The following is a 21,369-nucleotide window of genomic DNA, read 5'->3' as shown; positions in this document are numbered from 1 at the left end:
CGCATGGCCGGACCGAGCCACGACCCCGCCCTGTACCGCCCCCGCGACGTCGTCCCGGTGCGCCGCGCACTCGTGTCGGTGAGCGACAAGACCGACCTGCTGACGCTCGGCGAGGCGCTGGCGGCGGCCGGTGTCGAGATCGTGTCGACGGGCGGTTCCGCCACGCTGCTGCGTGAGGCCGGCTACACCGTGACCGACGTGTCGAGCGTGACGGGCTTCCCCGAGTCGCTCGACGGCCGCGTGAAGACGCTGCACCCGGGCGTGCACGCCGGCCTCCTCGCCGACCTCCGCCTCGAGGACCACGAGCGTCAGCTCGCCGAGCTCGACATCGCCCCGTTCGAGCTCGTCGTGGTGAACCTGTACCCGTTCGTCGAGACCGTGCGCTCGGGCGCGCAGGGCGACGACGTCGTCGAGCAGATCGACATCGGCGGCCCCGCCATGGTGCGTGCATCGGCGAAGAACTACGCCAACGTGGCGATCGTCGTCTCGCCGTCGTCCTACCCGGCGGTCATCGACGCCGTCCGCGCGGGCGGCACGACGCTCGTGCAGCGTCGCGAGCTCGCAGCCCGTGCCTTCGCGCACACGGCCGAGTACGACCGCGCGGTCGCGACCTGGTTCACCGAGGGCACGCTCCTCGAGGAGGCCCTGCCGGCGCACCTCACGATCAAGGCCGAGCGCCTCGCGACCCTCCGCTACGGCGAGAACTCGCACCAGCGTGCGGCGATCTACACCCGCAACGGCGGCCACGGCATCGCCCAGGCGATCCAGCTCCAGGGCAAGGAGATGTCGTACAACAACTACGTCGACGCCGACGCCGCCCTCCGCGCCGCCTTCGACATGGTCAAGCCCGCCGTCGCGATCATCAAGCACGCGAACCCGTGCGGCATCGCGGTGACGGCGCCCAACGCCCTCGACCCCATCGCGAGCGCGCACCTGCGCGCCCACGAGTGCGACCCGGTGTCGGCGTACGGCGGCGTGATCGCCGCCAACGGCACCGTGACCCTCAAGATGGCCGAGAACCTCAAGGACATCTTCACCGAGGTCATCGTGGCGCCCGCGTTCGAGCCGGCGGCGCTCGAGGTGTTCAAGGCGAAGAAGAACCTGCGTCTGCTGCAGCTGCCCGCCGACTGGCAGCAGGAGCGCATGGACGTGCGCCTGGTCTCGGGCGGTCTGCTGCTGCAGGACGCCGACCGCTTCCCCGACGACATCGAGTCCGTCGCGAAGGACTGGCAGCTGGTGTCGGGCGAGCGTCCGGCCGACGAGGAGATGACCAACCTGATCTTCGCGTGGAAGGCCTGCCGCGCGGTCAAGTCGAACGCCATCGTCCTCGCCAAGAACTCGGCGACGGTCGGCATCGGCATGGGCCAGGTCAACCGCGTCGACTCGTGCCGCCTCGCGGTCGAGCGCGCCGGTGACCGCGCCGCCGGGTCGGTCGCCGCATCGGATGCGTTCTTCCCCTTCGCCGACGGCCCGCAGATCCTGCTCGACGCGGGCATCGCGGCCATCGTCCAGCCGGGCGGCTCGGTCCGCGACGACGAGGTCATCGCCGCCGCGAAGGCCGCGAATGTGACGATGTTCTTCACGAACGAGCGCCACTTCTTCCACTGACGCAGGTCACCCGGAGGGGCCGTCCTGCCGATCGACCAGGACATGGGGCTATTTCCCCATGTCCTGGTTCTCGTCGGGACGGGCACGATCGTCCGGATAGGGTCGATGCGGAGCGTTCGCCAGGAGGACCCGTGATTTGGGAGATCGACGACTCGACGCGCGCCGTCGAGGGGCTCGATGGGCGTGGCCGGCCGAAGCCGGAGTACGCCGCGACACTCGGGCTGCGCAGGGCGCCGTTCGGGCGGCGCGTGCTCTCCACATCGATCGAGCTCGGCATCCTGCTCGTGCTCCAGCTCCCGTTCCTCCTCGTCACCCTTCCTGCGTTCCTGAGCACGACGGCGCCGCCGGACGCGGCGGCGCTCGCGGCCCCCGGCCGGCTCGGCCTGGTCATCGCGTGCGGGGCGGCATCGGCGGCGCTGACGACCGCGTTCGTCGTGGTGCAGCTCGTGCTGCACGGGCGCAAGGGCGTCACCGTCGGCAAGGCGATGACCGGGATCCGATCGGTCAACGTTCGCACGCTCGAGCGCCCGGGCTTCTGGCGGGGCGCGGTGGTGCGCTCTCTCGTGCTGTACGGCAGCTTCCTGGTGCCGCTGGTGGGTCCGGTGCTCGTCATCGTGTGCTCGCCGCTGTTCGACCCCGAGCGGCGGGGCCGCGGCTGGGCAGACCTTGCCGGGGCGACGTGGTTCGTCGACGCGCGTGACGGGCTCAACCCTTACGACGTCAAGCGCATGCGCATCGCCCGCAAGACCGCCGCCACCGACCTCGCGGACGAGCGCAGCGAGCTGCGCTCCCTCGCCACCTCGGCGACCGCCCCCGGCACGGGCGCCTACATCCCGGTCACCCGCAGCAGCGGGGGAGTCGTGGGTGCGCCGCGTACCGACGCCTACCCGTCGACCGCCGAGGCGAGCGGAACGGATGCCGCGTCCCCCGCGTCCGCTTCGGCACCCGCGCTCGCACCTGCCGTCGTGGCGCCGGCCGGTGTCGCGCCGGCGGCCATCGTGCCGACGGCGCCCTCCTCCGGGCCGGGGATCCCGTGGACGCCGCCCCGGCTGCTGCCGGACGCGAGCCCCGCACCCGCGCCGGTCCCAGTGGGCCTGGCGGCCGCGCCCGGAACCCCGGCACCACCGTCGTCGTCGCCGGCCGACCCTGCGACTGGCGTCGTCCTCGAGTTCGACAACGGCGCCCGCATCGCGCTCGCCGGGTCCGGAATCCTGATCGGCCGCGATCCGGCGGCCGGGCCGGGGGACGCCGGTCTCGCGCTCGTTCCCTTGGACGACCCGTCGAAATCCATCTCGAAGACCCACCTGGCGCTCCTGCGCACGGGTGGCAGCATCATCGCGATCGACCGTGCGTCGACCAACGGGAGCGCGGTGATCCGCGACGGCGTCGAGCACGCACTTCCGCCCGGCCAGGGCATCGCGGTCCGCTCCGGAGACACCCTGCTGCTCGGCGAACGGCGCGCCCGCGTCCGCATCGGCTGAGGCAGCACAGCGAGGAACCCATGAGACTCAGACTCACCCTGCAGCGCCGGAACGCCCAGCACATCGACATCGTGGTCACGGCCGACACGACGGCGACCGTTCAGGACGTCGCGAGGCACATCGTCGAGACCGATCCGGCGCGCGAGACCGTCGCGTCGCCGCGTGACGTGCTGACGCTCAAGGTGGCGCCTCCGACGTCGTCGACGTTCGCGATGCTCTCGCCCGAGACGCTCATCAGCGACGCTGCCGTGGGCTCGGGCTTCGTCGCCTCGATCGTCAATCTCGGTGAGGACTACGTCTCGACGCGGACGAACGGGGGCCCGCCTGCCGCCATCCTCTCGATCGTCGGCGGTCCGCTCGTCGGCCGCGAGTTCCCGCTGCCGCGCGGTCAGTTCACCATCGGCCGCGTCGCGGGCAACGACATCGTCCTCGCGGATCCCCTCGTCTCCAAGTCGCACGCACGCATCGAGGTCGGTACGTCCGTCGAACTGGTGGACTTGAACTCGGCGAACGGCATCGTCGTGGACGGCGGCCTCGTGCAGCGCCTTCGCGTCATCCCCGGCCAGCGGTTCTCGCTCGGCGACACGGACGTCGTCGTCCGCATGGTGCAGGACTTCGCGCCGGTGGAACAGGATCCCGTCCTCGAGCGGGGCGGCTCGCTCCTGTTCAACCGCAGCCCGCGCGTGGAGCCGCGGTACGTGGGCGAGGAGCTGCCCGAGCCGCGGATGCCGAAGGATCCGGTCTCGCGGCTGTTCCCGTGGCCCATGCTGGTCGCCCCGATCATTCTGGGACTGGCCCTCTTCGCGATGCAGGGCAACCCCCGCGCGCTGCTGGTCGTCGTGCTCTCGCCGCTCATGCTCCTCGGCAACTTCATCTCCCAGCGCACGCAGGTCGGTCAGCGCGCCCGCAAAGAGACGGAGATCTTCGAGCGCACGTTCGAGGAGCTCGAAGAGAGCCTCTACCGCGAGCGGCCGCGCGAGCGCGAGATCCGCAACGCCGAGGTGCCGCCGGTGGCCGTCGTCTTCGACGAGGCGATGCGGCTCGGCCCGATGCTCTGGACCAGGCGACCCGAGCACTGGAACTTCCTGTCGGTGCGACTGGGCACCGCCGAGGCCCCGTCGCGCACGACGGTGAAGCGGTCCGAATCGCCCGAGGCGCTGCAGGAGTTCGTCGACCGCGTCGACCGGCTGCGGGATCGCTACCGCATGATCGACGGCGTGCCGGTGCTCGAGTCGCTGCAGAGCGTCGGGGTGATCGGCGTCGCCGGAGGCGAGCGGGAAGCCGCCGACGCCCTGCGGGGCCTCTGCGTCCAGCTGTTCGGCCTGCACTCGCCCAACGAACTGGTCGCGATCGCGCTCACCGAACCGCGATGGGCGACGCAGCTCGAGTGGCTCAAGTGGCTTCCGCACACGTCCAGCGAGCGCAGCCCCTTCCGCGAGATGCCGCTGTCGGATTCGGCGTCGACCGGCGCCGCGCTGCTGTCGGGCCTGGAGGAGCTCGTCATGCAGCGCTCCAAGGCCGCCTCGTCGCCGCGCCTGCCGCTGGATGACGAGTGGGACCCGATGCGCTACGGCACCGACGTGCGGCGCGCAGCGGAGGAGGCCACGTTCCCCGGCCAGACGGCGGTGCTCGTCATCGTCACCGCCGACGCCCCGGTGGATCGCGCACGCCTCACGCAGGTGCTCGAACGCGGCGCCGACGTCGGCGTCTACGGTCTGTTCGTGGCACCCGTCGTCGAGGCGCTGCCCGCCGTCTGCCGCAGCTTCGTCGACGTGTCCCGGGGCCTCGAGCACGCCCGCGCGGGCACGGTCCGCAGCGGCGTGGACTATCCGGAGACCGCGGTCGAGGGCGTGTCGAACGACCTCATGATCGTGCTGGCCAAGCGGCTCGCGCCGGTCGTGGACTCGAGCACGGTCGTGGAGGACTCGTCCGACATCCCCCACTCGGTCATGTTCCTCTCGCTCGTCGGCGGCGAGCTCGCCGCGGATCCCGGCTCCGCCGTGGAGCGCTGGCGCGAGAACAACACGATCATCGACCGCTCGGGCGCGGTCCTGCCGCGCCTGAAGAAGGCCGGGACCCTCCGCGCGATCGTCGGTCAGGGGGCCACGGACGCGATGGCCCTCGATCTGCGGACGCAGGGACCGCACGCCCTCGTCGGCGGCACCACCGGCGCCGGCAAGTCCGAGTTCCTCCAGGCGTGGGTGCTCGGCATGGCCGCCGCCCACAGCCCCGACCGCGTCACGTTCCTGTTCGTCGACTACAAGGGCGGGTCCGCGTTCGCCGACTGCGTCGAACTTCCGCACACGGTCGGCCTCGTCACCGACCTGAGCCCGCACCTCGTACGACGCGCGCTCACCAGCCTGCGCGCCGAGCTGCACCACCGCGAGCACCTCTTCAACCGCAAGAAGGCGAAGGACCTGCTCGAGCTCGAGAAGCGGCGCGACCCCGACACGCCGCCCGCCCTCGTGCTCGTCATCGACGAGTTCGCGGCGCTCGCGGGGGAGGTGCCCGAGTTCGTGGACGGTGTCGTCGACATCGCGCAGCGCGGCCGCTCCCTGGGGATCCACCTGATCATGGCGACGCAGCGGCCGGCGGGCGTCATCAAAGACAACCTCCGCGCCAACACCAACCTCCGCGTCGCACTGCGCATGGCCGACGAGTCGGACTCGAAGGACGTCGTCGACGACCCCGTGGCCGCGCGCTTCGACCCCGGCATCCCCGGCCGCGGCATCGCCAAGACCGGCCCGGGCCGGCTCGTGCCGTTCCAGTCCGCCTACGCGGGTGGCTGGAGCACCGACGAGGCGCCCGCCGCCGATGTGGGCGTCGCGCAGCTGCGGTTCGGCTCGGTGCAGCGCTGGGAGCTGCCGGACTCGGGCGAATCCGAATCGCATGATGTCGATCCCGGGCCCAACGACCAGAGGCGCATCGTTGCGACCCTGGTCGCCGCCGCCGCGGCAGCCCGGATCCCCGCGCCCCGGCGCCCGTGGCTCGACGACCTCGAGACCACCGTCGACCTCCGTCAGCTGCGGGCAGGACGACCCGGCTTCATCCTGCTCGGCAAGCGCGACGTGCCCGAGCGGCAGCTGCAGGAGCCGGTGTACTTCGAGCCCGACCGTGACGGCTCGCTCCTGGTGTACGGCACCAGCGGCTCGGGCAAGTCCACCGTGCTGCGCACGGTCGCCATCGCCGCGGCGATGGGGCGCCGCGCCGAGAACATCGCGGTGTACGGCCTGGACTTCGGCGCCGGCGCGCTCAAGAGCCTCGAGGTGCTGCCGCACGTCGGATCGATCATCCCCGGCGACGACGCCGAGCGCGTGCAGCGCATCATGCGCTCGCTGGGCGGCATCCTCGACGACCGCGCCAAGCGGTTCAGCGCGGCCAACGCCTCGAGCATCGCGGAATACCGCGAGCTGACGGGGCGCGACGAGTCGCGCATCATCGTCCTCCTGGACGGCCTCCCGCAGTTCCGCGCCGAGTGGGAGTCGACGACCGCGCGGATGCCGTTCTATCAGGCGTTCATGCGCATCCTCGGCGAGGGCCGCCCGCTCGGCGTGCACGTCGTCGCGACCGCCGACCGTTCCGGGTCGGTGCCCACCGCCATCAGCTCGAACGTGTCGCGGCGTGTGGTGCTGCGTCTGTCGGATGAGAATGCCTACGCGCTGCTGAACGCCCCCAAGGACGTGCTCGACGAGCGGTCCGCGCCGGGCCGGGCCATCGTCGACGGCTTCGAGACCCAGATCGCGGTGCTCGGCGGCACACCGAACGTGGCCGAGCAGACGAAGCTGCTGGGTCAGTGGGCCGAGGAGCTTCGCGCGACCGGCGCGCGAGAGGTGGACGAGATCGGCTCGCTGCCGACACGGCTCGCCTGGCAGGCGCTGCCGGATCGCATCGGCGAGTTCCCGGTGCTCGGCATCGCCGAAGACACGCTCGCGGCCCGCGAGTTCGATCCGGTGGGCACCTTCGTCGTCGCGGGGCCGCCCTCGGCGGGCAAGACCAACGCGATGAAGGCCCTCGTCACTGCGATGGTGCGCTTCGATCCGGCCGTGCGGCTGTTCCACTTCGGCGGGCGACGCTCGCAGCTCAAGGAGTTCGCCCCGTGGATGCGCAGCGCCACGACGCCCGACGAGGCGAAGGACCTGGCGACCGAGCTCGCCGAGCTCGTCGCCGACGAGTCGATCGACGCGCGGCTGATGATCGTGATCGAAGACGTGCCGCAGTTCGCCGACTCGCCCGCGGAGCGCCCGCTCAAGGCACTGTTCCAGTCGGTCAACCGCAGCGAGCACGTGCTCATCGGCGACGCGGATGTCACGCAGGTCACCAGTGGCTTCGGCCTGGTGGGCGACTTCAAGGGCGGCCGGAAGGGCATCATCATCAAGCCCGACGCCTTCGACGGCGACGCGGTGTTCAAGGTGCCGTTCCCGAAGGTCAAGCGGTCCGACTTCCCCGATGGCCGCGGCATCTTCGTGCAGGCGGGGCGCCAGGTCACGGTCCAGTTGCCGCTGGTCGAGGCATCCGTCCTCCCCGTTCCGCAGGCGGCGCCGCAGCATTGACGCGGCCCGAGGCGCCCGACGCGAGGACATGGGGAATGATCCCCATCGCGTGCCGTCGGCGCGCTCCGTTAGGTTGCTGAGTGTCCCGCCCGACGGGGGTCGGGAATCTGAGTGAGGGAGTTGACGATGGCCGATTTCGGTGCTTCGTATGCGGAGATGGAGCAGGTGGCGTCGTCGCTGTCGCAGGCTCGTGATGACATCCAGGGTCAGTTGGACGCGCTGAAGAGCCAGGTGGACACGCTGCTGGGTGAGGACTTCAAGACGCAGCACGCGTCGGGCAAGTTCGGTGAGGGGTACTCCGAGCTGACGACGGGTCTGAAGGGTGCTGTGGACGGCATCAACGACATGTCGGAGTCGCTGCTGGGCATGATGCGTGCCATTCAGGACCTCGACCAGCAGCTCGCCGGCGGCTGAACCGCATCATCGGGGTCGGGAGCGGTGCAGGCCGCTCCCGACCGGTGATCGGTGAGGGCGGACGAGTCGGATCGGGAATGAGGAGACCCAGTGAGCGTCAAAGTCAGCTATGACGACCTCGGTGCACTGAGCACGCAGCTGAAGAGCATCATCGACGAGTTCGAGCATGCGGGCAACCGCCGCCGCGACCTCGAGGGTGCCGTCGACCGCCCGTACGAGCTGGGTGACCTGAAGGACGCGGCGCACGACTTCGAGGGCCGCTGGGACGATCGCCGGAAGCGCCTGATGGACAGCTGCAAGGGTCTCGCCGAGCATGTCGACGGCGTGATCGAGGGTTTCCAGGACTTCGACGAGGAAGCCGGCAACCGAACCGGCGAGAGATGAGCCGACGATGACGACAGTGCTTCCGTACATGCCCTCGCAGACGCCGAGGGGAGGAAACCTCATCGAGCACCTGCGCGGCGATGCGGGCGACGTCCAGACGCGTGGTCAGCAGATCGTCGACCTCGGTGCCGACATGTCGGCCGCGTGGATGCTCATCAAGCAACTGGTCGACAACGGCGCCGACATGGAAGGCAGCACCGTCGACAAGCTCCGCGAAGTCGCGGGTGAGGTCAGCGGCGATCTGTCGAAGGCGGCCGAGCTGTACGCCGCCGTCGGGCCGCACATCCTCACCTATGGTCAGGAGCTCGAGACGTCGAAGGCCGCGATCGATCCGATCGTCGACGACCTGATCGAGTTGTGGGCCGCCTACTACTCGCTGTCGCGCGCCGCCGACACGGCTGAGGGCGCCGTTCCGCGAGAGCCCGATGACGATGCCGATGCCGATGAGCAGTCGTCGTACGACAGCGCGAACGCCAATGCTGTCGAGAAGCGGGGTCTCGCCGACGCCAAGCGCGGCGAGTGGGACACGCGGGCCGGTGAGTACGACACGGAGTGGGACAGCTGGCACAGCGCGTTCCAGACCGCGGCCACGAACATCAAGGAAGGCTTCAGCGGCAAGATCGAGGACTCCTGGAAGGACGACCTGCGCGGCGCGCTGGAGTTCCTCTCGAACGTCCTCGCCGTGGCCGGCATCGTGCTCGCGGTGCTGGCGATCGTCGTGGGCGGACCCATCATCGCCGCACTCGCGGCGATCGTCGCCGTCGCGACGCTCGCCGTCGCCCTCACCCGCAAGCTCGCGTTCGACGACGGAAGCTGGGTCGACGTCGCTTTCGGCGTCATCGGCGTGGTGCCCTTCATCGGCCCCGCGGCGCGCGGCCTGCGCGGACTGGGCGCCCCCGGGGGCTGGCGCGCACTCGGAACGGCGTTCGGCGACGACGCCGCCCGCCTGTTCGGCGTCGGTGCGACGGGGATCGACGACTGGGCGTCGGGGCTGAACCGCCTGCAGGGAACCGGGTTCGGCGCGAAGGCCGTCGACTTCACGACGGGCCTGCTGACCGGTCAGAACATGGCGCATTGGGCGGACCCCGCGGTGATGACCGGCGGGTGGAACATCGTCGAGGGTACGGCCGGCGTCTGGGCGACGCAGCTCGGGATCGCCGGGTGGATCAAGGACACCGCAGGAGGGGCGTTCCCGGGGTCCTTCGATCCCGACCAGAACCCGTTCTCGTGACGGAGGTGCCGAACCGGGTCGCGGGTGATGGAAGACTGGCATGGTGAGTGATCTGCGCGCGGAGTTGACCGGAGGCGCCGGAGCGACCGTGCCGAGGTATCGCATGCTGCTGCCGCCCGGGTGGCGGTCGTACGACATGGGGGCCGACACCGAGCGCGATCTCGTCGCGGCGGCGAAGGCACGCCTTGCCGAGGCCGGCCGACCCGACCTGGGGGCGGCGCTCGGTGCGCAGGTGAAGGACGCCTTGGCACAGCTGAAGGGCCAGGACGCGTTCGCTTACGCCCTGCCGGCCGAGAGCTCGCCCACCTGGGTGCTGGGCTCCGCGAGCCTCGTGGGTCTGCGTCGTCGGTCGACGCCGCAATGGACGCTCGACGACATCGTCGAGGATGCCGTGCGCAATCGCGGCGGCGTCCCGATCGGCGAAGGTCACCGCATGGTGCGCTGGACCGAGCGGCGCCCGACCCGCGTCGACGGCGTCGACGCGGTGAGCTTCCTCATCCACTACCTGATCCCGATCCCCGGCACCCGGCGCACGCAGGCCGTCCAGTGGACGGCCACCGTGGCTCATGGGGCCGACCTGGCGCCCGATGACCCTGTGCTGCTGGCGTGGCTCGCTCTCTTCGACAACCACATATCCTCCTTCACCTGGAGCGTCAGCTGAGATGCGGTTGAACCTTCGCTTCGACCGGGAGCACTGCATCCCGGTCGACTTCCCCGCGCACTCGGCGACCGACCGTTCTGAGTGGGCACGCGCGACGGCGGCCGACTTCGTCGCGCGCACCGGGCTCGCCCCCGAAGCCACCGGCCCGATCGCCGCGGCGCTCGACGATGTCGCCCGGGTAGCCTCGGACGACAGCCGCAGCCTCGTCATCGTCGGCATCGACGGTCGGGTGATCGCGCCATTGACCGTGTTCGCGGTGGATGGTGCGCTCAGCGAGGCCGATCAGGCGGCGTTCCTCTGGTCGCCGTCGGCGCAGTTGCCGGCGACGACTGAGGTGATCGAGACGGATCATTTCGGGATCGGCATCTCGACGACGCTTCTCGAGCGGCACGGCGACCGGGATTTCGGATTCGAGCGCTGGCTGTTCTTCGGCGAGGACGCGACCGTCGCCGCCATTCTCGGCCCTGTCGCACCCTACGGGCTGGCCTTCGTGGAGGAAGCGGCGAAGGCGGTGTTGCGGCAGTCCACGCTCGAGGGCTTCGTCGCGTCGAGCGACCGCGTGCGCGTCGACGCACTCGACCGCGCCGTGGTGCGCTTCGGAGAGGAGTGGCCGGCATGACCGCCAGATCGCTGACAGAGCTCGTCGACGAGGCATCGTCGTGGACGCCGGTGGATTGGTGGCGCCTGGAGCTGCGGTCGTTCTCGCGCACCCCCGCGCAGCGCCCCCTTGCCGTGCTCGCGCCGGCAGAGGCCATGTCGGAGCACCGCGGGGTGACGCTGGGCAGTTTCATCCAGGGGCTGGCGTATCTCTTCGCCGTCGCCGCTCCGGTGATCGCCGCCGCAGCCATGGTGCGGTGGGTCCTCGGCGATACCGCGTACGACTTCCCTCTGGCCTTCGCAGGCACGATCACGCTGGTCAGCCTGCTGGTGACGGGGTGGAGTGAGCTGCAGCGGCTGCGCCACCCGCGTGCGTCGCGAGCGTCGGCCGTGCGAACGCTGGCGCTCATCCACGTCATCCCCGGGCTCATCACGGCTCTCATCGCACTCACGGCCGGCGCGCCCTTCCTGCAGGGCGGCGCATGGGTGTGGATCGCCGTGGTCGCCGCCGACATCGTCGTCCACGTCGTCATCCTGATCCGCGGTCCGCTGCCCGCGGGCGGACCGCAGAACGAGCGCGAGAATCTGCAGTGGAGCATCCGCGAGATCCCGCCTGGCACGCTCGCTGAGATCACGGCGCGCCGGGATGCAGCGATCCGGCGTCTCGCCGATCGCGGCCTCATCGAGCCGGGCACGGCGACGCGGGCGCTCACGACCGCGCCGGGAGAGCTGGCCCTGACGCTCGCGCCCGAGCTCCAGAAGTCGGACCCGCAGCGCTCGCGTTGACGGTCGCTGTGGCCGACGGCCCGGCCACGATGTACGCGCGCGCCGCGCGCGGGTGGACCCCGCGGGGATCTCACGCCCGGCGGTGCTGCGGCGCGACGGTGACCGGCGGCATCCGATCCCATGGGGAATGGTCCCCATGGGCTCCGCCAGGTGTCCCGGTTAGCGTGGGGTCATCGGCCCGACGGGGGTCGGGAATCTGAGTGAGGGAGTTGACGATGGCCGATTTCGGTGCTTCGTATGCGGAGATGGAGCAGGTGGCGTCGTCGCTGTCGCAGGCTCGTGATGACATCCAGGGTCAGTTGGACGCGCTGAAGAGCCAGGTGGACACTCTGCTGGGTGAGGACTTCAAGACGCAGCACGCGTCGGGCAAGTTCGGTGAGGGGTACTCCGAGCTGACGACGGGTCTGAAGGGTGCTGTGGACGGCATCAACGACATGTCGGAGTCGCTGCTGGGCATGATGCGTGCCATTCAGGACCTCGACCAGCAGCTCGCCGGCGGCTGAACCGCACCCGCAACGCAAAGCTCGACCGTCTGACCGGAGCGCCGCTCCTGCGGCCTCCGGTCAGCTGTCTCCGGAGGGACTGCAATGACCGATGTGCGGATCGACTACGACGCGATGAATGCGAGCCGGCACGCGTACGCCAACATGCGGACACTGCTCGACGACGCCACGGGCGCGCTCTCGAACGTGTCGGGCTCGGCGGTGCCGCAGGACGAACTCCGTCGGCGCCTCGAAGACCTGCACGGGTCATGGGGCGGCGGCATGAACAAGCTCGCCCGCTACGCGGAGGATGCCGGCACCGGCCTCCAGGGCATCCTCGAGGCGTTCCAGGGCCTCGACAGCGAGCTCGGAGCGAGCATGGTGCCCCAGGAAGGCAGTGCGGCGTGACCGACTTCAGCGCGCTCGGGTTCGACCCCGCACCGGGCGACGTCGCGACCCTCGACACCTACGTTGACGCGCTGTCGAGCGGCTGCGACGGCGTGGACGACGCGCTGTCGATGCTCGACGGCGGCGACGAAGCCGACTGGGTGGGGCTCTCTGCCACCGCTTTCCGCGCCTCCATGAGCGAGGACTTCCGCCCGCAGCTCGCCGATACCGGTGAGGCGCTGCGCACGTCGCGCGACGCCCTGCGCACCTGGAGCACGCAGCTCGCCTCCTTCCAGCAGCGGGCGCGGGTGCTCGCCGAGCAGGCGGATGCCGCAGCCGCGCGGGTCGCCGCGTGCGAGACCGCGCACACATCGGCGGTGAAGCACAAGGATGACGACGATGCGGACCCCGACGCCGTGTCCGACGCGGCCCTCGCGCTCGGGAGCGCCGGCGACGACCTCGAGCAGATCCGTGCCTCCGCCCGCAGCCTCAAGGCCGAGGTCGACGACGAGGCGACGGTCGCCGCGCGCTCACTCAACGACGCCGGCGGCGTCCTCGACGACTACGCGGGCAACGCGTTCTCGAACTTCCTGGGCGACGCAGGTGAATGGCTCGCCGACGCCGGCAACTGGCTCATGGAGAACGTGGTGCCGATCCTGGAGGACATCCTCCGGGCGGCGCTGCCGATCATCGCGATCCTGTCGCTGTTCATTCCGGTCCTCGGCACCGTGGCGCTCATCATGTCGATCGCCCTCGTCGCCATCGACGGTCTCCAGGCCCTGACCGGGCGGGGGGACTGGACGGACTTCGCGGTCGGCGCCCTGGGTCTCCTGGCCGGTGGTGCCCTCGGCATGGCGGCGAAGTCGCTCATCGGTCCCGGTGGTCAGGTGCTCATCCCGTCGATCCAGCAGATGACACCGGCGCTCGCCGGCGGCGGCACCGCGGCGGGATCGCTCGCGGTGGCCCTGAACGTCAACCTCCCGAACCTGGTCTCGAACACGTACTGGACGATGTCGCAGGCGAAGGATGCGCACGACAACGGCGAGAGCTTCGTCGACAGCCTGAGCGGCCCGTGGCAGAACCTCGCCGAGCGCGTCGACAACACGATCCAGGGCAACGGTCCTCGCACGGACGAGGAGCTCTGACATGGCGACACCGAGGATGAGCGGCGATCGCGTGTGGCAGCGGATGCCGCAAGGGTGGATCGAGTTCCGCTCGTTCGGCGACCGCACGCCCCAGGAATGGCTGGACCGGTATCTGGCCGGCGGCGACGGCTGGCTCCCCGACGACGCGCGTGCGGCGATCGTGGCGGGCTTCCACGCCGGGGTCGCCGCGTTCGAGGGAACGGACTTCGACTCCGCGGGGGTCTCCATCACGCTCGGCGAGCGGCCGGCCGTCAGCTTCCTCTGCACGAACGTGGTGAGGGTGGCGGCAGGGACGGATGCCCCGTCCCTGGAGTTCCACCGTCTCTTCCCGCTCGCGCGGTTCGGCGTGGATTCCGCGGCAGAGACCTTCACCGCGCCCGACGGGCGTGTGGGAACGGTCGCCTCCGGCACGCTGGAGCTCGGTGGCAGGGCGGTCGTCACGACGGTCGGCGAGATCCGCCTGCCCGCCGGCGACGGGACGATCCTCGTGATGGGCATGTGCACCGACACCGGCGAGCGCACCGAGCTGGCCGTCCTCACCGCCTTCACGCTGTCGACCACGCAGGTGCTGCCCGACGGCGTCGAGCCGGCTCCCCTGGAAGCGTCGGCGAGCGGGAGCGACCTGCCGCACGCCGTAGCCTGACGGTATGGCCTTCGCACTCATCCTTCCGGCTTCGCGCCCGTGGATCGACGTCCCGAGCGGTGAGAAGGCGGTGGCCGAGGCGGATCGCGTGGCGGTGATGCTGCGGGCCGACTACGAACGCTGGTCGCGCTGGGCGCTGGGGCTCGTGTGCTTCGGGGGTTCGGCGCTGGGCGTGTTCGTCATCGGCGGGATGCTCGACGCGATCGCGGCGCTCGGCGGGGGGGTCGCCCCGGTCGATGTCGTCGTCATCGCGATCGCCACTGTCGTCGCCCTCGCCGGGGCCGTGGGGCTCGTGCGGCTGTGGCTGACCGGACGGACGCTGGCGCGCGCGGCGACCGCATGGCTCCGCCTGCCGTACCGTCAGGGCGGTCGAGCTCGGCGCGGGGGTGGCTGGGTGCTCGCCCGCACGACGAACTTCGACCCGCCCATCTTCGCCCGGCTCACGACGGCCACGCTCGCCTTCCTGCTCGCGATCGGGGGAGTGGCGCTCGCGCTGCGCGATCTGGCCGCCGGCTCGTTCGTCGGCCTCTCCGCGACGGCAGGCGTCGTCGGCATCATCGCCCTCGCGTGTGCTCTGGGCCAAGCCGGCGGCGTCGTCCGAATCGTCTCCGGCGTGAGCGAGGGCGATCCGCTCTGGCACCGTCTGCGCTCGGCGTTCGTCCGCAGCGACGGGTAGGCGCCGGCGTCCGCCGCGGCCGCAGCCGCCGCACAGCCGTGTCCGATTTCCGCGAGCTGATGTCGGCGGAGCGTGTCAGGCTAGGGGCATGAGCCTGGTCATGACGTTCGACGAGAGGTACCGCGCGATCGACTCGCGCGACGCCCGTTTCGACGGGCAGTTCGTCACAGCGGTGCGCTCGACCGGCATCTACTGCCGCCCGAGCTGCCCCGCGCGCACGCCGAAGCCCTCGAACGTGACGTTCTTTCCGACCAGTGCCGCCGCGCACGAGGCGGGCTACCGCGCGTGCAAGCGGTGCCTGCCCGAGGCCGCGCCGGGGTCGCCGCAGTGGAACCTGCGGGGCGATACCGCCGGTCGTGCAATGCGGCTCATCGCCGACGGCGTCGTCGAGCGCGAGGGCGTGCCGGGGCTCGCCAGCCGGCTCGGCTACTCGCCGCGGCACCTGACGCGGCTGCTGACCGCCGAGCTCGGCGCCGGTCCGCTCGCGCTCAGCCGCGCGCACCGCGCGCAGACAGCGCGCATGCTGCTCGTCGGCACCGACCTCCCGGCCGCCGACGTCGCGTTCTCGAGCGGGTTCGCGAGCGTGCGCCAGTTCAACGACACCATCCGGGAGGTGTTCGGGATGCCGCCGCTCGAGCTCCGCGCGCGGCGCCGCGTCTCGCGGCACGAGGGGCCGGGTGCGGCGGGTTCGGCGCCCGGGGTCACGATCGACCTCGCGCTCCCGCACCGCGGCGCGCTGGACGCTCCTGGCCTGTTCGCGTGGATGGCGGCCCGTGCCGTCTCGGGCGCCGAGGCGGCGACCGCGTCGACCTTCGCCCGCACGATCCGCCTGCCCCACGGACCCGCGTGGTTCGAACTCCGGCTCGACGACGTCGGGCGGGTGCGACTGCGGGCCGCGCTCACGAACCTCGCCGACCTCTCGACGCTCGTCACCCGCGCGCGGCGCCTCTTCGACCTCGACGCCGACCCCGACGCCGTCGACGAGTCGCTGGCGCAGCATCCGGAGCTCGCCCCTCTCGTCGACGCGCTGCCGGGCATCCGCGTTCCGGGCGCCGCAGATCCGCACGAGATGCTGATCCGGGCGATGGTGGGCCAGCAGATCACCGTCGTCGCCGCGCGCACCGCGCTCACCTCGCTCACGGCTGCGCTGGGGGAGGAGGTCCCCGCCTTCGCAGGCATGCTGTCGCCCGGCACCGGCGAGAGCCCTGCGCCCGCCCGCCTGTTCCCGACGATGGCCGCGATCGCGGAGCACGGCCCCGACGTGCTCCGGGGCCCCGCCGCACGCATCCGCGCCATCACGGGCGCCGCCGCGGCCCTCGCCGACGGTTCGCTCACCCTCACCGCCGGCGACGACGCCGTCGAGCAGCGCGCCGCGCTCCTCGCGATGCCGGGCATCGGCCCGTGGACCGCCGACTACGTGCGCATGCGCGTGCTCGCCGACCCCGACGTCTTCCTCCCGGGCGACGTCGCGGTGCGCGCCGGCGCCGCCGCGGTCGGGCTTCCCGCCGAGGCTCGCACACTCGACGCGTGGGCCGCCCGCACCGCGCCCTGGCGCAGCTACCTCACCGCCCACCTCTGGCGGGCCGTTCCGCCGAAGCCCGCCGCACCGCGGCGGGGCGCGGCATCCGTCACCGTCCTCACATCCGAATCGACCACCGGAGGCATCTCATGACCACCGCCACCATCCAGACCCTCGACACCCCCGACGGCGCGTTCACGATCCTCGCCGACGACGACGGGCGCGTACTCGCCTCGGGCTGGACCGCCGACGCCGACGCGATCCTCGCGCGTCTCGCGGACCGCGTGCGCCCGTCATCCGTCGCGAAGGGCGAGACGGATGCCGCGGCCGCCGTCGCCGCCTACTACGGCGGAGACCTCGCCGCCATCGACGACGTCGCAGTGACGCAGCACGGCACCGCGATGCAGCTCGCCGGGTGGTCGGCGCTGCGGCGGATCGCCCCGGGCCGCCCGCTGACCTACAGCGAGTTCGCCGTCGAGCTCGGGTCTCCGAGTGCGGTGCGGGCCGCAGCATCCATCTGTGCGCGCAATGCGCCCGCGCTCTTCGTGCCGTGCCATCGGGTGCTGCGCACGGACGGCACGCTCGGCGGGTTCGCGTGGGGGCTGCCCGTCAAGCAGCGCCTGCTCGACCGCGAGGCGGCGGTGCCCGCGCTCATCTGAATCGGCCGCTTCAACCGCTTTCCGGGGGACCGGAAAGCGGTTGTTGCGGTCAGAGAATTCCCAGGTATATGCTGGAGGGCTGTCGCGTCGCTACGACCTAGCGGAGTGCGCAGCCCTTTCCGCTGAGCCCAAGGAGGAAGAAATGTATCAGGCCGCCATCGCCGCGAAGACCGCCTTCGTCCTCCGTCCTGCGGGACCCCGCACCGCCTCCCGGCTGCCGCGTCCCCGCGTTCAGGGGTAGTCCGCCTCCTCGCACCCGCCGGCCCGGCCGGATTCGGCATACCGCCGTCCCCCGGAGCGTTCCTCACCGAGGAAGCTCCTCTCTCATGACAGCGCTCCCACACGGCGCTGTCGCCTCGCGACCCGACGACGGGTCACCGCAACACCCCCACAAGGATCATGACCACCACCGCCCTTCCTGAGCGATCAGAACAGCCGCAACGGTCCGAACTGTCCACCTTCAAAGCCCTCGCCCGGCTCCTCCCGTTCGCGAAGCCCGTGCTTCCGCGTCTGGTGATGGGTGCCGCCAGCGCGCTCGTCGCCAGCCTGCTCGCGCTGACCATCCCGCTCGTGCTCGAGCAGGTGGTCGGCGGCCCGATCACCTCGGGCGACATCGCCATGATCGGGTGGGGCGCCGCCGCGATCCTCGCGCTGGGCCTCGCCGAGGCCCTCATGGTCTGGCTCCGACGCTGGTTCGTGCTCGGCCCCGCCACCATGGTCGAGTACGAGCTGCGGCAGACGTTCTACTCCCGCCTGCAGCGCCTGCCGGTCTCGTTCCACGACCGGTGGCAGTCGGGGCAGCTGCTGAGCCGCATGATGCAGGACATCAGCATGCTGCGCCGCTGGCTCGCCTTCGGCGTCGTGCTGCTCGTCGTCAACGTGATCACGATCGTCGTGGGCACGGCGCTGCTGTTCCGCTGGCACTGGGCGCTCGGCACGATCTTCCTCGTCACGTCCGCTCCGCTCTGGTACGCGGGGTACCGGTTCGAGAAGTCCTACGGCACGCTCGCGCGCCAGTCGCAGGACCAGGCCGGCGACCTCGCCACCTCGGTCGAGGAGAGCGTGCACGGCATCCGCGTGCTCAAGGCCTTCGGCCGCGGCAAGCACGCGCTGCAGAAGTTCACGCGACAGGCCGAGACGCTGCGCGAGACCGAGCTGAGCAAGGCCCGGGCCGTCGGCTGGATCTGGTTCTGGCTCGTGCTGCTGCCCGACATCGCCTTCGCGCTGTGCCTCGGCGCCGGCATCTATCTGACGGCCATCGGTCAGCTGCAGGGCGCGGAGCTCATCGCCTTCTTCGCCATGGCCACCGTGCTGCGCTGGCCGATGGAGTCGATCGGCTTCCTGTTCTCGTTCCTGCTCGACGCGCGCACCGCGACCGACCGCATCTTCGAGGTGTTCGACGAGCAGAACACGATCGTCGACCCCGAGGAGCCGACCACCATCGCGAAGCCTCGCGGCGAGCTCGCGTTCGAGGGCGTGCACTTCCGGTATCAGGATGCCGCGGAGCGCGAGCGCGACCTGCTCGACGGCGTCGACCTCGTGCTGCGGCCGGGCGAGACGATGGCTCTCGTGGGCCTCACCGGCTCGGGCAAGACGACCCTCACGACGCTGCCCACGCGGCTCTACGACGTGACCGGCGGGCGCGTGACGCTCGACGGCGTCGATGTGCGCGATCTGACGCTCGCCGAGCTGCGCCGGCACATCGGCATGGCGTTCGAGGACGCGACCCTCTTCTCCCAGTCGGTGCGTGACAACGTGCTGCTGGGGCGCGAGGATCTCGTGCCCGGCAGCGAAGAGGCCGAGCGCGTGATGCGGGAGGCGCTCGACGTGGCACAGGCGTCGTTCGTCGACGACCTGCCGGACGGCGTCGACACGATCATCGGCGAAGAGGGCCTGTCCCTCTCGGGCGGCCAGCGCCAGCGCCTCGCGCTCGCGCGCGCCGTCGCCGCACGGCCCGCTGTGCTCGTGCTCGACGACCCGCTGTCGGCGCTCGACGTCGACACAGAGGCCCTCGTCGAGGACGCGCTCCGCGAGGTGCTGCACGAGACGACCGCCCTCGTGGTCGCGCACCGCCCGTCGACGGTCACGCTCGCCGACCGGGTGGCGCTGCTCGAGGCGGGCCGCGTGACCGCGGTCGGCACGCACTCCGAGCTGCTGCGCACCAGCGAGCACTACCGACACGTGATCTCGAGCCTCGAGGTCGAGGAAGCCCGACTCAGGGCGAGACAGGAAGACCAGGAATGGGAGGTGACCCTGTGAGCACCACGGTGACCGGAACGAGCGGCGAAGACCGCTCCGATTACACACGCGACGAGAGCAAGGCGATTCGCAAGCGCTCGCTGCGCCTCCTCGGCTCGCTCATCACGCCGGTGCGCGCGCAGCTGATCCTCGCGGGCGTCGTGCTCGTCGTCTCGACTGCGCTGCGGGTCGCGGGGCCGTGGCTCATCGGTGTCGGCATCAACAACGCGCTGCCGGCCGCGGTGGAGCGCATGGACTGGGCGCCGACGATCGTGGTGGTCCTCGTGTACCTCGTCACGGCTCTCGGCGGCGCCGCCCTCATCGGGTGGTACGTCGTGGTCGCCGCGCGCCTCACGCAGGCGATCATGCTCGACCTCCGCAAGCGCATCTTCCTGCACACGCAGCGGCTGAGCCTGGAGTTCCACGAGTCGTACACGTCGGGCCGCATCATCTCGCGCCAGACGAGCGACCTCGACACGATCCGCGAGCTCCTCGACGGAGGCCTCAACGAGCTGGTCTCGGGCATCCTCTACGGTGCGTTCACGCTGGTCGCGCTGTTCCTCGTGGACTGGCAGTCGGGCCTGATCCTCACGTTCATGGGCATCCCGCTCTTCCTCCTGATGCGCTGGTTCTACACGCGCTCGCAGCTCGTCTACCGCGAGTCGCGCGTCGTCAGCGCGAAGGTGATCGTCAAGTTCGTCGAGACGATGACGGGCATCCGCGCCGTGAAGGCCTTCCGCAAGGAGGGGCGCAACGACGAGGAGTTCGGCGGTCTCGCGCTGGACTACCGCGACGTCAACATGCGCTCGATCCGCCTGTTCGGCACGTTCGAGCCGGGACTCATGGCGGTGGCGTCGTTCACGCTCGCGATCGTCGTCGCATGGGGCGGCATCCGCGTCGTCGACGGCGCGATGGAGATCGGCTTCCTGCTGTCGGCGGTGCTGTACGTCCGCAACTTCTTCTCGCCGCTGCAGGAGGTCGCGTTCTTCCTGAACTCGTACCAGTCCGCGACGGCGGCGCTCGAGAAGGTGTCGGGCGTCCTGGAGGAGGAGCCCACGGTTCCCGACCCCAAGAACCCCGTCGACCTGTGGGCGGCGAAGGGCCACATCCGGTTCGACGACGTGCTGTTCGGGTACTCGCAGGACCGCGTCATCCTTCCGGATTTCTCGCTCGACATCCCGGCCGGTCAGACGATCGCGCTCGTCGGCACGACGGGTGCCGGCAAGTCGACGCTCGCCAAGCTCGTGTCGCGGTTCTACGACCCGACCCGCGGTGCGGTGACGCTCGACGGCGTCGACCTGCGCAACCTGCACCCGAAGGATCTCCGCCGTGCCATCGTCATGGTCACGCAGGAGGCCTACCTGTTCAGCGGCACGGTCGCCGACAACATCGCGCTGGGCAAGCCCGACGCGACGCTCGACGAGATCCAGGCGGCGGCGCGCGCGGTCGGAGCGGACAACTTCATCCAGGCTCTTCCCGACGGCTACGGCACCGACGTCAACAAGCGGGGCGGCCGGGTGTCGGCGGGTCAGCGCCAGCTGATCTCGTTCGCACGGGCGTTCCTCGCGAACCCGGCGGTGCTGATCCTCGACGAGGCGACCGCATCGCTCGACATCCCGTCGGAGCGCCAGATCCAGGACGCCCTGCAGACGCTGCTGGCCGACCGCACCGCGATCATCATCGCGCACCGTCTGTCGACGGTCGCGATCGCCGACCGCGTGCTGGTCATGGAGCACGGCGAGATCATCGAGGACGACACCCCCGAGGAGCTCATCGGCGGCACCGGCAAGTTCGCGCAGCTCCACGCCGCCTGGCGGGAGTCGCTCGTCTAGCCCGGCCGACCCCTGATGCCCCGGCCCCCTGTCCACATTCAGGGCCGGGGCATCCGTCGTCTCACTGCTCACCTGT

At 70.9% G+C, this 21,369-nt stretch carries 18 protein-coding genes; all 18 read left to right on the top strand.

All coding sequences use genetic code 11. From position 1 onward, the window contains the following. The first annotated feature begins 3 nt into the window (after nucleotides 1–3). The 18 genes from purH to ACFC1K_RS09415 all read left to right on the top strand — a co-directional run bounded on the left by purH (nucleotide 4) and on the right by ACFC1K_RS09415 (nucleotide 21,293). Nucleotides 4–1,608 carry a bifunctional phosphoribosylaminoimidazolecarboxamide formyltransferase/IMP cyclohydrolase gene (gene purH / locus ACFC1K_RS09500; RefSeq protein WP_375871414.1) on the top strand — a complete coding sequence of 535 codons (1,605 nt, stop codon included), beginning with the start codon at nucleotides 4–6 and terminating at the stop codon, nucleotides 1,606–1,608. A gap of 131 nt (nucleotides 1,609–1,739) precedes the next feature. Further along, nucleotides 1,740–3,089, top strand: a complete 1,350-nt coding sequence (locus ACFC1K_RS09495) for an RDD family protein (RefSeq protein WP_375871413.1) — start codon at nucleotides 1,740–1,742, stop codon at nucleotides 3,087–3,089. Between the two features lie 20 nt (nucleotides 3,090–3,109). After that, nucleotides 3,110–7,639: an FtsK/SpoIIIE domain-containing protein gene (locus ACFC1K_RS09490; RefSeq protein ID WP_375871412.1), complete on the top strand. Its 4,530-nt coding sequence runs from the start codon at nucleotides 3,110–3,112 to the stop codon at nucleotides 7,637–7,639. Between the two features lie 126 nt (nucleotides 7,640–7,765). Then, on the top strand, nucleotides 7,766–8,053 hold the full coding sequence (locus tag ACFC1K_RS09485) for a WXG100 family type VII secretion target (RefSeq protein WP_375871408.1): 288 nt from the start codon (nucleotides 7,766–7,768) through the stop codon (nucleotides 8,051–8,053). A gap of 90 nt (nucleotides 8,054–8,143) precedes the next feature. Continuing rightward, the gene (locus ACFC1K_RS09480) at nucleotides 8,144–8,437 is read left to right on the top strand and encodes a hypothetical protein (RefSeq protein WP_056370822.1); all 294 of its coding nucleotides are present in this window, start codon (nucleotides 8,144–8,146) and stop codon (nucleotides 8,435–8,437) included. A 7-nt stretch (nucleotides 8,438–8,444) separates the two neighbouring features. Then, nucleotides 8,445–9,668: a hypothetical protein gene (locus ACFC1K_RS09475; protein ID WP_375871411.1), complete on the top strand. Its 1,224-nt coding sequence runs from the start codon at nucleotides 8,445–8,447 to the stop codon at nucleotides 9,666–9,668. Between the two features lie 43 nt (nucleotides 9,669–9,711). Next, nucleotides 9,712–10,329, top strand: a complete 618-nt coding sequence (locus ACFC1K_RS09470) for a hypothetical protein (RefSeq protein WP_375871410.1) — start codon at nucleotides 9,712–9,714, stop codon at nucleotides 10,327–10,329. Nucleotide 10,330: 1 nt separating this feature from the next. After that, entirely contained in the window at nucleotides 10,331–10,948 is a 618-nt protein-coding gene (locus ACFC1K_RS09465) for a hypothetical protein (RefSeq protein WP_375871409.1), read from the top strand. Beyond that, nucleotides 10,945–11,712, top strand: coding sequence for a hypothetical protein (locus ACFC1K_RS09460; protein ID WP_311292694.1), 768 nt, complete (start codon nucleotides 10,945–10,947; stop codon nucleotides 11,710–11,712). Before ACFC1K_RS09465 ends, ACFC1K_RS09460 begins: the two co-directional genes overlap by 4 nt. A 215-nt stretch (nucleotides 11,713–11,927) precedes the next feature. Further along, a complete protein-coding gene (locus tag ACFC1K_RS09455; RefSeq protein ID WP_375871408.1) occupies nucleotides 11,928–12,215 on the top strand; it encodes a WXG100 family type VII secretion target in 288 nt (95 codons plus the stop codon). An 84-nt stretch (nucleotides 12,216–12,299) separates the two neighbouring features. Further along, nucleotides 12,300–12,602 carry a hypothetical protein gene (locus ACFC1K_RS09450; RefSeq protein WP_310289007.1) on the top strand — a complete coding sequence of 101 codons (303 nt, stop codon included), beginning with the start codon at nucleotides 12,300–12,302 and terminating at the stop codon, nucleotides 12,600–12,602. Further along, on the top strand, nucleotides 12,599–13,726 hold the full coding sequence (locus ACFC1K_RS09445; protein ID WP_375871407.1) for a hypothetical protein: 1,128 nt from the start codon (nucleotides 12,599–12,601) through the stop codon (nucleotides 13,724–13,726). The genes ACFC1K_RS09450 and ACFC1K_RS09445 overlap by 4 nt, the downstream gene beginning before the upstream one ends. Nucleotide 13,727: 1 nt before the next feature. Further along, nucleotides 13,728–14,369, top strand: a complete 642-nt coding sequence (locus tag ACFC1K_RS09440; RefSeq protein ID WP_375871406.1) for a hypothetical protein — start codon at nucleotides 13,728–13,730, stop codon at nucleotides 14,367–14,369. 4 nt (nucleotides 14,370–14,373) lie between these two features. Further along, complete coding sequence (locus ACFC1K_RS09435) at nucleotides 14,374–15,045, top strand: hypothetical protein (protein ID WP_375871405.1); 672 nt, start codon at nucleotides 14,374–14,376, stop codon at nucleotides 15,043–15,045. A gap of 88 nt (nucleotides 15,046–15,133) precedes the next feature. Continuing rightward, complete coding sequence (locus ACFC1K_RS09430; RefSeq protein WP_375871404.1) at nucleotides 15,134–16,717, top strand: Ada metal-binding domain-containing protein; 1,584 nt, start codon at nucleotides 15,134–15,136, stop codon at nucleotides 16,715–16,717. Beyond that, on the top strand, nucleotides 16,714–17,223 hold the full coding sequence (locus ACFC1K_RS09425; RefSeq protein WP_375871403.1) for a methylated-DNA--[protein]-cysteine S-methyltransferase: 510 nt from the start codon (nucleotides 16,714–16,716) through the stop codon (nucleotides 17,221–17,223). The genes ACFC1K_RS09430 and ACFC1K_RS09425 overlap by 4 nt, the downstream gene beginning before the upstream one ends. Before the next feature lie 399 nt (nucleotides 17,224–17,622). Beyond that, nucleotides 17,623–19,482, top strand: a complete 1,860-nt coding sequence (locus ACFC1K_RS09420; RefSeq protein ID WP_375871402.1) for an ABC transporter ATP-binding protein — start codon at nucleotides 17,623–17,625, stop codon at nucleotides 19,480–19,482. After that, nucleotides 19,464–21,293 carry an ABC transporter ATP-binding protein gene (locus tag ACFC1K_RS09415; RefSeq protein WP_310289023.1) on the top strand — a complete coding sequence of 610 codons (1,830 nt, stop codon included), beginning with the start codon at nucleotides 19,464–19,466 and terminating at the stop codon, nucleotides 21,291–21,293. The genes ACFC1K_RS09420 and ACFC1K_RS09415 overlap by 19 nt, the downstream gene beginning before the upstream one ends. Nucleotides 21,294–21,369: the final 76 nt, after the last annotated feature.

The sequence above is a fragment of the Microbacterium sp. NPDC056057 genome (genome assembly GCF_042266945.1).
Taxonomy (GTDB): domain Bacteria; phylum Actinomycetota; class Actinomycetes; order Actinomycetales; family Microbacteriaceae; genus Microbacterium; species Microbacterium trichothecenolyticum_C.
This window is presented reverse-complemented; position numbering and strand designations above follow the sequence as displayed.

Coding starts and splice junctions, on each gene's coding strand:
- purH (WP_375871414.1), top strand. CDS start 4: ATGGCCGGACCGAGCCACGACCCCGCCCTGTACCGCCCCCGCGACGTC.
- ACFC1K_RS09490 (WP_375871412.1), top strand. CDS start 3,110: ATGAGACTCAGACTCACCCTGCAGCGCCGGAACGCCCAGCACATCGAC.
- ACFC1K_RS09485 (WP_375871408.1), top strand. CDS start 7,766: ATGGCCGATTTCGGTGCTTCGTATGCGGAGATGGAGCAGGTGGCGTCG.
- ACFC1K_RS09475 (WP_375871411.1), top strand. CDS start 8,445: ATGACGACAGTGCTTCCGTACATGCCCTCGCAGACGCCGAGGGGAGGA.
- ACFC1K_RS09465 (WP_375871409.1), top strand. CDS start 10,331: ATGCGGTTGAACCTTCGCTTCGACCGGGAGCACTGCATCCCGGTCGAC.
- ACFC1K_RS09460 (WP_311292694.1), top strand. CDS start 10,945: ATGACCGCCAGATCGCTGACAGAGCTCGTCGACGAGGCATCGTCGTGG.
- ACFC1K_RS09455 (WP_375871408.1), top strand. CDS start 11,928: ATGGCCGATTTCGGTGCTTCGTATGCGGAGATGGAGCAGGTGGCGTCG.
- ACFC1K_RS09450 (WP_310289007.1), top strand. CDS start 12,300: ATGACCGATGTGCGGATCGACTACGACGCGATGAATGCGAGCCGGCAC.
- ACFC1K_RS09440 (WP_375871406.1), top strand. CDS start 13,728: ATGGCGACACCGAGGATGAGCGGCGATCGCGTGTGGCAGCGGATGCCG.
- ACFC1K_RS09435 (WP_375871405.1), top strand. CDS start 14,374: ATGGCCTTCGCACTCATCCTTCCGGCTTCGCGCCCGTGGATCGACGTC.
- ACFC1K_RS09430 (WP_375871404.1), top strand. CDS start 15,134: ATGAGCCTGGTCATGACGTTCGACGAGAGGTACCGCGCGATCGACTCG.
- ACFC1K_RS09425 (WP_375871403.1), top strand. CDS start 16,714: ATGACCACCGCCACCATCCAGACCCTCGACACCCCCGACGGCGCGTTC.
- ACFC1K_RS09420 (WP_375871402.1), top strand. CDS start 17,623: ATGACCACCACCGCCCTTCCTGAGCGATCAGAACAGCCGCAACGGTCC.
- ACFC1K_RS09415 (WP_310289023.1), top strand. CDS start 19,464: ATGGGAGGTGACCCTGTGAGCACCACGGTGACCGGAACGAGCGGCGAA.